This is a genomic window from Acetatifactor aquisgranensis, assembly GCF_943193215.1.
GTDB classification, from domain to species: domain Bacteria; phylum Bacillota; class Clostridia; order Lachnospirales; family Lachnospiraceae; genus Acetatifactor; species Acetatifactor aquisgranensis.
This window is the reverse complement of sequence record NZ_CALPDH010000016.1, coordinates 83,170-95,298: the sequence shown is the minus strand read 5'-3', so window position 1 is coordinate 95,298 and position 12,129 is coordinate 83,170. Positions and strand designations below refer to the sequence as shown.

General features: G+C 53.5%; 9 protein-coding genes. 7 read left to right on the top strand and 2 right to left on the bottom strand.

The annotated features are described in order from the left end of the window. The first annotated feature begins 3 nt into the window (after positions 1–3). Entirely contained in the window at positions 4–441 is a 438-nt protein-coding gene (locus NFS35_RS14895) for an RbsD/FucU family protein (RefSeq protein ID WP_251207912.1), read from the top strand. A 44-nt stretch (positions 442–485) separates the two neighbouring features. On the opposite strand, the gene NFS35_RS14890 is transcribed toward NFS35_RS14895, so the two are convergent. Continuing rightward, positions 486–1,301: a helix-turn-helix transcriptional regulator gene (locus tag NFS35_RS14890; protein WP_251207911.1), complete on the bottom strand. Its 816-nt coding sequence runs from the start codon at positions 1,299–1,301 to the stop codon at positions 486–488. Positions 1,302–1,498: 197 nt separating this feature from the next. On the opposite strand from NFS35_RS14890, the gene NFS35_RS14885 reads away from it, so the two are divergent. The 6 genes from NFS35_RS14885 (at position 1,499) to NFS35_RS14860 (ending at position 9,693) form a co-directional block, all read left to right on the top strand. Then, positions 1,499–3,277: a glycoside hydrolase family 43 protein gene (locus NFS35_RS14885; RefSeq protein WP_251207910.1), complete on the top strand. Its 1,779-nt coding sequence runs from the start codon at positions 1,499–1,501 to the stop codon at positions 3,275–3,277. 165 nt (positions 3,278–3,442) lie between these two features. Next, entirely contained in the window at positions 3,443–4,591 is a 1,149-nt protein-coding gene (locus tag NFS35_RS14880; protein ID WP_251207909.1) for a glycoside hydrolase family 88 protein, read from the top strand. Positions 4,592–4,762: 171 nt separating this feature from the next. Further along, complete coding sequence (locus NFS35_RS14875) at positions 4,763–5,959, top strand: alpha/beta hydrolase family protein (RefSeq protein ID WP_251207908.1); 1,197 nt, start codon at positions 4,763–4,765, stop codon at positions 5,957–5,959. Between the two features lie 29 nt (positions 5,960–5,988). Continuing rightward, a complete protein-coding gene (locus NFS35_RS14870) occupies positions 5,989–7,380 on the top strand; it encodes a glycoside hydrolase family 28 protein (RefSeq protein ID WP_251207907.1) in 1,392 nt (463 codons plus the stop codon). A gap of 395 nt (positions 7,381–7,775) precedes the next feature. Further along, entirely contained in the window at positions 7,776–8,735 is a 960-nt protein-coding gene (locus tag NFS35_RS14865; protein ID WP_251207906.1) for an ABC transporter permease, read from the top strand. 25 nt (positions 8,736–8,760) lie between these two features. Continuing rightward, positions 8,761–9,693 carry a carbohydrate ABC transporter permease gene (locus NFS35_RS14860; RefSeq protein WP_251207905.1) on the top strand — a complete coding sequence of 311 codons (933 nt, stop codon included), beginning with the start codon at positions 8,761–8,763 and terminating at the stop codon, positions 9,691–9,693. 92 nt (positions 9,694–9,785) lie between these two features. Here NFS35_RS14860 and NFS35_RS14855 read toward each other — a convergent pair whose 3' ends face one another. Further along, the gene (locus tag NFS35_RS14855) at positions 9,786–12,110 is read right to left on the bottom strand and encodes a helix-turn-helix domain-containing protein (RefSeq protein ID WP_251207904.1); all 2,325 of its coding nucleotides are present in this window, start codon (positions 12,108–12,110) and stop codon (positions 9,786–9,788) included. Between the last annotated feature and the right edge of the window lie 19 nt (positions 12,111–12,129).

Below are 12,129 nucleotides of genomic sequence, written 5' to 3'. Positions count from 1 at the left end.
AGTATGCTGAAAGGAATTCCCAAAATCTTATCCCCGGAACTGTTGAAAGTGCTGTGCGAGATGGGGCACAGCGACAGGCTGGTCATCGCCGATGGCAATTTCCCGGCAGAATCCATGGGGAAGGATGCCATTGTCATCCGCATGGACGGCCATGGGGCCTGCGAAGTGCTGGAGGCGATCCTGCAGCTGTTCCCGCTGGATACCTATGCGGAGCATCCCGTGAACCTGATGCAGGTCATGCCCGGGGACATGGTGGAGACGCCCATCTGGAAATCCTATGAGAAAATCGTAGGAAGCGCAGACGACCGCGGAGCCGGCGCAATCGGACAGATTGAGCGCTTTGCTTTCTATCGGGAGGCCAGGAGCGCGTATGCCATCATCGCTACGGGGGAGCGCGCCCTGTATGCCAATATCATGCTGCAGAAAGGCGTGGTAGTTTAGAGGGGGCAGCCCAAAGCGCTGTTGCGTATGGCGATATAGCAGAGTCAGTAGAGCGATACCCGCTCCCCGCCCTGCCTGCGATGACTCTCCCGGTACTGGCTGGGGGTCATGCCGGTCTGCTTCTTGAACTGGCGCATGAAGTGCAGCTCATTGTCATAGCCGCAAAAAGAGGCAAGGGAGGAGATGGACATCTCCGAAATGCACAGATAGAGCTGGGCATGCTTTATCCGGGCCTGTATGATGTCCTGGATGCAGGTGGTTCCGAAAAATTGTTTATATAAGTGCTGAAAATGGGATATGCTTAGGTGGAGCCTTTGGGCCAGCCGGGGTGTATCCCATTTTTGATAGGGGGCATTCAGAATCTCCATGCGCAGCTCATTCATGGGATAATAATATTTATGGTTCATATTGCCGTCAGGGACCGTTTGCAGCTGGCTGGCCAGGGAATAAAGCAGTGCATGCATCAGGGAATCTGTCACCTGACGGCTGTGGGAATGGGCAGACAGTTTTTCCTGTACAATCAGCCTGACATAATCCGTCAGCGTCCCCAGAAAGGGAAGCGTAAAGGGGCGGCCGACAGGAATTGCAAGTTCATGGAGCAGATTCGCGTCCTCCCCATGCAGCTCGAAGTGAATCCAGTCATCATTATAGTGGGAATTCCTGCAACCATAATGGACAGGGGAATGCACCCCGTAAATCATTACCGTGTTCGGCGGGAAATCCTTTATCTTTCCATTGACTTCAAAAAAACACTCCGTCTTGATGAACAGTAAAGCATAATCCTCATAACCGCCAGGATAGGAACGGTTGAATGCCATTTTATGCATGGAGTCATAGCCGCATAGATTCACTGTAATCATGTCAGCCTCCTTATCTCCCCGCAGCCGCGGGCAATACCTGGACGACGTCCCGTCTCCTGCCAAAAGCACCAGGGACAGCACCCTGATGATGATTCAAAATACAGAAAATGTCAGTTGATTACATTTTATGAAATAGAAAAAAATATGTCAATATGATAGAGTGTAAGAAAAGAAGAATTACAGAAGGAGGAATCTCCATGATTCACAATCCCATCCTGCGCGGTTTCCACCCGGATCCCTCGATTATCCGGGTAGGAGAGGACTATTACATCGCCACATCCACCTTTGAATGGTGGCCGGGAGTGCGCCTCCATCATTCAAAAGATCTGATTCACTGGAATCTGATAGAATATCCCCTCACCCGAACTTCCCAGCTGGATTTGCGGGGAGTAGGGCCTTCTCAGGGGATATGGGCTCCCTGCCTGACTTACGACAAAGGCATCTTCTATCTGGTCTATACGGTGGTAAAGGCTTTCTACTGCAACATGTACGACACGGAAAACTATCTGGTGACGGCGCAGGACATTCACGGCCCCTGGTCAGAGCCGGCGGCGCTGAACAACTTCGGCTTTGACCCCTCGCTGTTCCACGATGACGACGGCCGCAAATACATGGTCAGCATGGTAACGGACCACAGAGTGCCGAAGAAATATGTGGGGCGGCTGGTGCTGCAGGAGTTTGACGCGGCCAACAGACGAATGACCGGGCCGGTCAAAGATATCTACCGGGCGGACGGCATCTTTCTGGAGGGGCCTCATATTTTCAAGCGGAATGGCTGGTATTATCTATTCAGTGCGGATACCGGCACAGGGGAGGCTCACGGACAGACTATACAGAGAGCCAGGGATATCTGGGGGCCTTATGAGATGTACCGGCCGGAGGACACATACAGACAGGAGGGGGAGGCGTACTCAGTATTGACTTCCCGCCATCACGAGGATATCCTGCTCCAGAAAGCCGGGCATTGCGATTTGGTGGAGACGCCGGAGGGGGAATGGTACGCGGTGCATCTGTGCGGCAGGGCCTCAGAAGACCGGAATCCGGAGGATGCGGAGCGCTTCGCCGGGGCCAGGCGCTACATGCTGGGCAGGGAGACGGCCATCCAGAGGATGCACTGGACCCGGGACGGGTGGCTGGAGCTGGCGGATGGCGGCAACGTGCCCAGGGAGACGGTGGAGCCGCCGCGTTGTGGGAATGTACCCTGTGAGGAGGCAGAACCGCTGGATCGCATAGACTTGCCCGGGAGTACAGCAGGGATATCAGGACATGGAAACATGGTTCGGGAGAGTGCTCCGCTGCGGACGGGTACCATGCAGGATTCGGCTCAAGATGCAAAGTTCGCGGAGCATGATTTTACAAGAGATGACTTTGATATGCCGACTCTGCATCTGGACTATCAGTCCCTGCGGATTCCCCTGGACGGACATTACATCTCCCTGACGGAGCGCCCGGGATGGCTTAGGATGTATGGGAGAAGCGGCCTTTCCTCTCGGTTTTCACAGACCCTGATCGCCAGGAGAGTGACGGAATACCATATGGATGCAGGGTGCTGTGTTGCGTTTGAGCCAGAAGTCTTCAAGCAGATGGCAGGGCTGATTTTGATGTATGATACGGACAATTACCTGTATCTGCACATCTCCCGTGACGAGGATGTGGGAAAATGCATCACCCTGCTGAGGGCGGAGAACAAAAGGTACGAGTATCTGACGGACTATATCCCGATAGAAGAGAACCGCGATATCGAACTGAAGCTTTCGCTGCGAGGAACTTGGGTGCAGTTCTTCTGCGGATTCCGCGGAGAGGCCATCCAGCAGACAGGCCCGCGCATCAATGGCAGCTTTCTGTCGGATGAAGCCTGCACGGAGGGGTGGTTCACCGGGGCCATGGTGGGAATCTGCTGTCAGGATTTGACGGGTTTCGGAAAATATGCGGATTTTGACTGGTTCGAAGTGCAGGCCGGTCAGGTATTGAACTGAAAGGATGCCATGCACGAAAGCGCATGACGGAACCGTAACAAAAACAGCTCCTGCCCAACTGGCGCCCGGAGAAATTATCGGCTGCACTATAGACGGGAATTGCTCTGTCAGGTCATGGCACCGGATGGGCAGGAGAGGAATTAAAAGAGGAGCAGGAGGTAAATCATGCAGCGTTACGAAGAATGGGCGGATACCATAATCGAAAAAATACGCGGAAAAATGGAATGGGTCAGTGAAAAGAACAAGAATAAGATCCCCTACAGGACCGACGGGAACGGCGACTATGACGACAGGTCAGACCCCGCAAAGGAGTGGCGCATCGATGACGGCCTGAACTGGTGGACCAACGGCTTCTGGGGCGGCATTATGTGGCTCTTGTACCAGGATACGGGCGAACAGAGGTATGCTGAGATCGCCCGCGTCTCGGAGCAGAAGATGGAACAATGTTTCCGGGATTTCTACGGCCTGCACCATGACGTAGGATTCATGTTCGTACCCACTGCGGTGGCGGACTACCGTCTCACCGGGAATCCGGGCTCCAGAAGAACCGCCATGCACGCGGCCAACCTGCTGGCGGGGCGCTTTAACCCTGTGGGGAAATTCATCCGGGCATGGAATGATCTGGAGGAGGACACCAGAGGCTGGGCCATCATCGACTGCATGTTCAACCTCTCTCTCTTGTACTGGGCCAGCGAGGAGAGCAAAGACCCCAGATTCCGCCAGATCGCCATGATGCACGCGGACACCGTGCAGAAGAATTTTATCCGGCCTGACGGCTCCGTATGCCATATCGTGGAGTTCGATCCGGAGACAGGCAGGATGCTGCGAAGCCTCGGCGGCCAGGGCTGCTGCGAAGGCTCCGCCTGGACGAGAGGCCAGGGATGGGCGCTGTACGGTTTTACAATCAGCTACCTGCACACAGGAAAGCAGGAATATCTGGATACGGCAAAACGTGTGGCGGATTACTGCCTGACGCATATCCCGGAGAGCGGTATCATCCCTGTGGACTTCTGCCAGCCGCCGCAGCTGGCCTATGAGGATTCCTGCGGAGCCTGCGTGATTGCCGGAGGCCTGCTGGAACTGGCGAAGAATCTGCCGGAGGGAGAACGGGAAAAATATGAGGACGCGGCAATTAAGATTCTCCGGGCCATAGCGGACAGCCGGGCGGACTTCGGCGAGACCTGCGATGCCATTGTGCTAAACTGCAGCGGCGCCTACCATTCCCCGGAGCATCATTTCACCATGAGCTATGCGGACTATTATTTTATAGAAGCCGTCTATAAGGTGAAAGGCACAGGCAGTCTGTTGTGGTAATCCGCAAATTATATACTCGGTGACTGAATCTTGCACACAAACCAGATAAACGGCACGACTTGCTGAGTTTAACGGCTGGCAGGAATTAAATGCCGTTTATACAGATAAAAATTCCGCGAAGCGGGAACTGTGCATCAGCAGTAGGAACAGCAGCGGAGAAAGGAGACAGGAATGGCCGGGATGTATTCTTATAAAAAATTCTTCCAGAATCTGTATGCCGATATGGGACAGCAGTATAAGTTTCAGGCGCAGACTCCGGAGGAAATCACGCAGTGGAAACAGGAGTTTAAACAGGCGCTGAAAGAAACGCTGGGGCTTGACATACTGGAGGAAATTAGCGCCAGATGGATAAAGCCTGAAAAGCAGCCGGAAAGCGGGAATGGGATGGGGACTATGGATTCCTTTCCCTGGCCGGTGGAGCAGCTGGAATGTGTGGAGGAAGAGGGCTATACCAGGTACAAATTCCGGATGGAGACCCTGCCCCAGGTATACATGCCTTTCTACATGCTGGTGCCGGAGGGAGCATCCGCACAGAAGCCATGCAGGGCAATGATAGCCATTCCGGCGCACGGAGCCAATAAGGACACCGTAGCAGGCGTACCTGCGGGCAGAGCTGTCCGGGAGAAGCTGTCCAGGTCTCCCAAAGAGGCATACGGCCTTGCTCTTGTCAAAAGAGGCTATGTGGCGCTGTGTCCTGACCCGCCGGGGTATGGGGAGAGGACAGAGCCTCTTTCAGGGGAGGCAAAGGCGTTCGCGCCGTCTTCTTTGGAAACCACAGATAAGGAAACTGTGCCAGGTACCGTAGATGGAGAGGACTCGCCAGGCGACGATTCTCTGGGATGCTCCTGCAAGGATTTGGCCCAGACGGCAGAAGCTTTTGGCCTGAGCCTGACGGCCCTGGAGATATGGGATTTGATGCGGCTGACAGACTTTGCGGTGAAACAAAAAGAAATAGACGGAAAACGGATTGGATGCATGGGCTTTTCCGGGGGCGGACAGTACGCCATGTGGCTGGCGGCCATGGATGACAGGATGCAGGCAGCGGTGGTCAGCGGCTATGTGCACGGATATTATGACAGTATCCTGGATGTGCACCTGTGTCCCTGCAATTATGCGCCAAGGCTCTGGCGGCTTGGAGACATCAGCGATATCTGTTCCCTGATTGCCCCCAGACCTCTGTTCGTGGGGAATGGCCTTGCGGATCCGCTGAACGGATACCGCGGAATCGCGGGGCCCGGGGAGCAGGTGGACAGAATCAGAGAGGCTTACCGGCTGTACGGTCAGGAAGAGCGGCTGGCGCATGTAACGCCCGAGGGCGGCCATCAGTGGTATGGGGAATGCTACGACTTCCTGGATGAGATGCTGTGAAGAGCACAGGGGAAAGGCAGGGCGCTTGTATGGATAAATCATATTCAGGCGGAAAAGGACAGGATGTTATATTTGATGTAAGGCGATACGGGGCGAAAGGAGACGGTGCCGCCAGGGATACGGCAGCCATCCAGCGCGCCATCGACGAGTGCGCCCGGGCAGGCGGCGGGACAGTGCTTTTGGCAGGCGGCGTATTCTTGTCGGGCGGCCTGTATCTAAGGTCCAATGTGATGCTGGAAGTGTCGGTTTCAGCTACGCTGCTGGCAAGCGGAGATATCGCGGACTATGGGACGGACACTCATCACAACCGCTATCGGAACGAGGAGGCGCTGGACAGATGTTTTCTGTTCGCGGCGGACGCGGAGAATATCGGCATCGTGGGATATGGCCGGATTGACGGCAATGCGGAGGCCTTTCCCAACGAGGGAAGCATTTACAGGCCCATGCTGTTACGCGTGCTAAGGTGCAGGCACATTTTCGTGGAGAATGTCCGGCTCCACAATGCGGCGGCCTGGACCACGGCTTTTTTGGACAGTACGGATATCCGGATCCGCGGTGTTGACATCCGAAACGAGCGCAGATACAATGGGGATGGTCTGGATTTTGACGGATGCAGCCATGTCTTTGTGTCCGACTGCCGCATCCGGGGAACAGACGACAATCTGTGCCTGCAGTCTTCCTCAAAAGAGTACCCGGTGGAAGATGTGCATATTGTGAACTGCGAATTCACTTCCCTGTGCGCCGGCATCCGCATCGGATTGAAATCCATCGGCAGCATAAGCAATGTAGTGATTTCCAACTGCACTTTCCGGGACGTCTGGCGGGAGGGTATCAAGATAGAATGCAGCGAGGGCGGCAGAATCTGCGATATCGTGGCGCGGGGAATCACCATGAAAAATGTGTCCAGGCCGGTGTGGATTCTCCTGAACAACCGCTTCGAGCCGGAGGACTATGGAAGTTCCCTGGAACTTACCGAAATACCGTCAATCGGCACTCTGCGCAATATCCTGATATCCGATATGACGATTACGGATGAACGGGAGATGGAGCATACCCATTATCGTTTTACGGACGATTGTATGGGGAGCCCGCGCTTCGGCGGCATGCGGATAGACGCGGAGGAGAATCATCCCATTGAGAATGTGATTTTGAAAAATATACTCTATACCGCCATTGGCGGCGTGAAGAAAAGCGAGATTCCCTCAGAATATCCCAAAGTGCCGGACAGGAAGAAAGAGGCAGAGGGAATCTTTTCGGAGAATTACTATCCTGACTGGAGCCGCGCGGTATTCCTGGATTGCCGGAATGTCAGGAACCTGATGTTGGAGGATTGGATTCTCCACAAAAAAAGGCCGGACGAAAGGGAAAGCGTCATCGTGGAAAAATGTACGGTAATACGGCAAGATATCAATGAAATATAGACAGAAAAAGGAAAGGAAAAAACATGGGACTGGAAAAAATCGCGAAAGGAATCTGGAAAGGGCGTATGGTACCGCTCCTATGGGGGCAGCGACCAGGAGGCAGTCAGCCATCTGGCACAGGGTTTCCGGGAGGAGAAGAGGCCCGTGGATGTGCTGGGTCTGGAGCCCGGCTGGCATTCCCACAGTTGAGAGGGAACGTTATCGGATTATACTGCCGGAATCATAGTCATTGTTACATTTTATACCAATCCATTAACTTTTAAACCGTCAAAACAGAGAGCACCTGGCGATATGAATTTTGATTCTGCCGCAGGTGCTTTACTTATTGGATTTTATTCTGCGGAAAAATGTTCTAAAATAGGCCTTAACATTTATGAAAGAAAGAGGGAAAGAGTATGAAATCTGCTACGAAACAATCAAAAAAGAAAAAAGGCGGCTTTCTGGCGGGACTGGCTTACGACATCAAGCATAATCCTTATCTGTGCCTGCTGTGCCTGCCGGCCATTCTGTGGTTCTGTATCTTCGCATACAGCCCGCTGGTCTACCTGCTGACCGCTTTCAAGAAGTACCAGCCCACACAGGGACTGTGGGGAAGCGAATGGGTGGGGCTGAAGAACTTTCAGGCTTTCTTCGGCTCGGATGCGTTTTTCCGCGTCACGTTCAACACGATTTTCCTGAACGCCCTGTTCATCGTGACTTCCATGGTGGTCTCCATCTTCATTGCCATCGCCCTTTCGGAGGTGGGCAACAAGATGTTCAAAAAGATTACCCAGTCTGTAGTCATCCTGCCCCACTTCATCTCCTGGACCGTAATCGCCCTGCTGTGCGAGGCGCTGCTGAAGACCCAGAACGGCTTCATCAACAATTTCCTGACCTCCATAGGCCTGGAGAAAATCAACTTCTATCAGGACGCCGGCGTATGGCCCGCGCTGCTGGTGTTCCTGCGGATCTGGCAGGGGGCGGGCTACGGCTCCATCGTATACCTGGCCACCATAGCGGGCCTGGATCAGGAAATGTTCGAGGCCGCCAGAGTGGACGGCGCCACCAGGGGCCAATGTATCCGCTACCTGACCCTGCCGCTTTTGAAGACCACGGCCATCATGCTGTTCATCATGAATATCGGTAAGATTTTCAACGGCGATTTCGGCATGATCTACAACCTGGTGGGGACCAACTCCATGCTGTACCGCACCACGGACGTCATCGACACCTATGTGTACCGCATGCTGGTGGAATCCACGAATATAGGCCAGTCCGCGGCGGTGAGCTTCTACCAGTCAGTCATGGGCTTCGTCATCGTCATGGCCACCAACGCGCTCACCAGGAAGCTGGATCCGGATTCCGCTTTATTCTAAAAAATACTTTATTCAGGAGGCTAATATGGCAAAACAAATTTCCGATGAAACATATGCTGCAAAATCAAAGATAAAAATGACCACAGGGGACAAAGTCCTGAACGGATTCTTCTATCTGTTCATTACCCTGTTCTCCATCGCGTGCCTGATTCCTTTCATTCTGGTGGTGTCCTCCTCCCTGACGCAGGAGCAGACCCTGAACCAGTACGGGTATTCCCTGTGGCCCGGAGAGTTCTCGCTGGATGCCTACAGGCTGGTGACAGTGAGCTCTGACATCCCCCAGGCATATCTGGTGACTATATTCATCACCATGTTCGGCACCTTACTGTCCATGCTGTTCACCTGCGCCGTGGCCTATGCCATGAGCGTGAAGAACTTCAAGAGCCGCTCCGCGCTGGCGCTGTTCATTTACTTTACCATGCTCTTCAACGGCGGCCTGGTGGCCAACTACCTGCTGATGACCAAGACCCTGATGCTCCAGAACACCATCTGGGTGCTGATATTCCCGGCCATCTGCAATGCATGGAACATCCTGCTGATGCGTAACTTTTTTAACGGAATTCCGGATTCCCTGGCAGAATCCGCCAAGATAGACGGGGCCAATGACATCATCATCCTTTTCAAGATCATCCTCCCCATTTCCCTGCCGGGCATTGCCACCATCGGACTGTTCTACGCCTTAAGCTACTGGAACGAGTGGTACAAATGCCTGCTGTACATCGACTCCAACCACGGCCAGTACTACACCCTGCAGTACCTGATCCAGAGGATTCTGCGCCAGGTGAACTATGCGGCCAGCCAGCCTGCGGAGGCGGTGGGGCTGAACTCCGTGTCCCTTCCCACTTATGCCTACCGCATGGCTACCATCGTGGTCTCCACAGGGCCTATCATATTGCTGTACCCATTCCTGCAGAAGTATTTCGTGCAGGGCCTGACAGTGGGGTCTGTGAAAGGATAGCGAAACAGTTGTAATGTCAAAAAAGTCAGAAAAGCAGCCGCGGGATATTGCAGGAGCGCAATACCGGCGGCTGCCTTTTACCTGTCTTCCGGTCAGTCTTTCTTCATTTTCTTGCGGTAATCCCCGGGCGTCATCCCGGTATGCTTTTTCACAAAGGTGAAGAAATAGTTCTTTGTAGAAAAGCCCAGCTTATCGCTGATTTCCGACAGAGACATATCCGTATTCAGCAGCAGATTGCAGATCAGAGCCAGCTTTTTCTGGGTGATATAGGAGGAGAGGGAATCCCCGGTATTTTCCTTGAACACATTCCGCAGATAATTCACCGACAGATGGACATGGTCTGCAAGGAATACCACCGATAAGTCGGGATTGTAGAGATTGTCCTCTACCAGGCCTATGATTTCGCCTATCAGTTCTTTCTTGCCGGAGTCGGCTTCCTTGGTCTTGGACAGCTGCTCGATGTCGCCTGCGCACCTTTCCGCCAGACGGATTTCTATGGCATTCAGGGTGCTCTGCTCCAGAGACTTGTAATCCCATTCACCGTCTGCCGCGATATAGTTCATCAGCTCCAGGCGCTGGAGGGAAGTGACCAGCTGCAGAATATGAAAGAGAATCTGCTCAATGCGGTAGGTGCGTATAGCGGCGACGAAATCATGCACATATCGGGAGGCGGTCTCCGGGGAAAGGGATTTGACGGCATTGAGCAGGGAATCGCTGATTTCATAAGGATAGAGCTGCTCCAGGGCAGGAGTCAGCCGCAGATTGGCGGCTGCAAGGATGGATCCGTTCCCTGTAACGAAACGCCGGGAGAAGGCCTCGTAAGCGCTCTGATAAGATAATGACAGCTCTGTCAGTTCTTCCACAGTATCTCCGATTCCTGCGGAGAAAGTAATCTTATAATGCTTCAGAATGAAGCTCTGGGCCTCCTGCAGAAGCCGGATGATTTCTTCCGTGTTGGGCTCGTTGAAGTTCAGCAGGAAAATGACGAAAGGCGATTCTGTCTCGATATGCCGTGCAATGACCGTGGAGGACAGCAGCTCCTCCGTCACATTCTGGACCACATACTTTAACAGGCTGGTCTCGGCATGGACTCCGGACTGATCGGATGTGAAAGAATCGATTCCCAGCAGCAGGATCAGGTTGTTCTTCTCGCCCAGGCTGGCATTCAGCGCCTCCAGTTCCGCGGAGTACTGGCCAAAGGCACCGGAGGCGTCCGTCAGCAGGGATTTTAAGAGCTTTTTGCTCTGCTCTTTCATATAGGCGTGGCTGACCTGCTGAAGGTCTGTGTTGATGTTCAGAATCTTCCGGTAAGCCTGGGACAGATAATCAAAATCATTGCCTGGCGCCGGCGATTTGTCATCTGACAGAGCGGATTCCTCAGGAGACAGCACCGGATGGGCGGCTATGTAAGTCTTCAGCTGTCTGAGAGGATTGTAGATGATCCAGCTCAGCAGGAAGGACAGCGTAAGCCCGATGGCCAGGTAGATGGCGGAATAGTGCAGTAAGGTGGAAAGCGTAGAGTTTTCCGGATAAATCTGCATACTGCTCAGGCTGCAGATATATGTGATGCCCAGCCCGATATTCTTGATGTATTTGATGGATTGGGGGGGCTGTCCGGCCGGATGATACAGGAAAGAACCCCGGTTCTCAGCGGACTCCTGAATCTGGCGGTACAGCTCATTGTCTGTATAGTCCGTGCCGAACAGGTCCTGGTCTGAGGCGGACATTACTTTTCCGGCGCTGCTGACCAGAATGATATCGATATATTCGCTGTCGTTCAAAGAGAGCATGCCGCAGTAGGTCTCATAGTCCAGGTTCACCACCATGGCGCCGGCAGGGTTGGAATAGAATGCCATGGAGAGGACAGGAACATCCCGCCGGATGGTGCCGCTGAGATTGCAGTCGATGAACCGTGGATAGCAGAACAGAGGCCTCATGCCGGGAGTCATATCCGCCAGCATCTCGAATACCCCGCTGTCGATATGGTTGTCGATGGAAGTCCGGCCGCTGTGGTCCAGAATGGTCCCTGTCTGAAAATTAATGAAATAGACGGACTGCACCAGCGAACTTGCCATGCGGATATTGTCATGGAGTTCCAGCGCCTCCAGGGCCAGCGCATTATCATAATTATTTCCATACAGAATATTGTTCATAGCTGCCCTGTCCAGGATGGTGTAGCAGTTGTTGATGATATCTTTCAAGGTGGTCTGGTTCACATTGTAGGCCTGGGTGATGGCATAGTCCTGCATGCCTTCCAGTGTGTGGCTGTAGTCCTTGTTCACGAGCAGGAACAGGACGATGGTGAAGAGGAGGAAAATGACGCAGGTAGCCAGGAGATAGGAATACAGAACTTTCTTATAAAAAAGGCTGCTGCGGTATTCCTGGTTCATTGTCTTGACGATGCGTTTGAGGTTCATGGCAGGGGGCTCCTTCCGA

Bases quoted from the DNA above. Each gene is read 5' to 3' on its own strand.
- NFS35_RS14890 (WP_251207911.1), bottom strand. From the start codon at position 1,301: ATGATTACAGTGAATCTATGCGGCTATGACTCCATGCATAAAATGGCA.
- NFS35_RS14855 (WP_251207904.1), bottom strand. From the start codon at position 12,110: ATGAACCTCAAACGCATCGTCAAGACAATGAACCAGGAATACCGCAGC.
- NFS35_RS14870 (WP_251207907.1), top strand. From the start codon at position 5,989: ATGGATAAATCATATTCAGGCGGAAAAGGACAGGATGTTATATTTGAT.
- NFS35_RS14860 (WP_251207905.1), top strand. From the start codon at position 8,761: ATGGCAAAACAAATTTCCGATGAAACATATGCTGCAAAATCAAAGATA.
- NFS35_RS14885 (WP_251207910.1), top strand. From the start codon at position 1,499: ATGATTCACAATCCCATCCTGCGCGGTTTCCACCCGGATCCCTCGATT.
- NFS35_RS14895 (WP_251207912.1), top strand. From the start codon at position 4: ATGCTGAAAGGAATTCCCAAAATCTTATCCCCGGAACTGTTGAAAGTG.
- NFS35_RS14875 (WP_251207908.1), top strand. From the start codon at position 4,763: ATGGCCGGGATGTATTCTTATAAAAAATTCTTCCAGAATCTGTATGCC.
- NFS35_RS14865 (WP_251207906.1), top strand. From the start codon at position 7,776: ATGAAATCTGCTACGAAACAATCAAAAAAGAAAAAAGGCGGCTTTCTG.
- NFS35_RS14880 (WP_251207909.1), top strand. From the start codon at position 3,443: ATGCAGCGTTACGAAGAATGGGCGGATACCATAATCGAAAAAATACGC.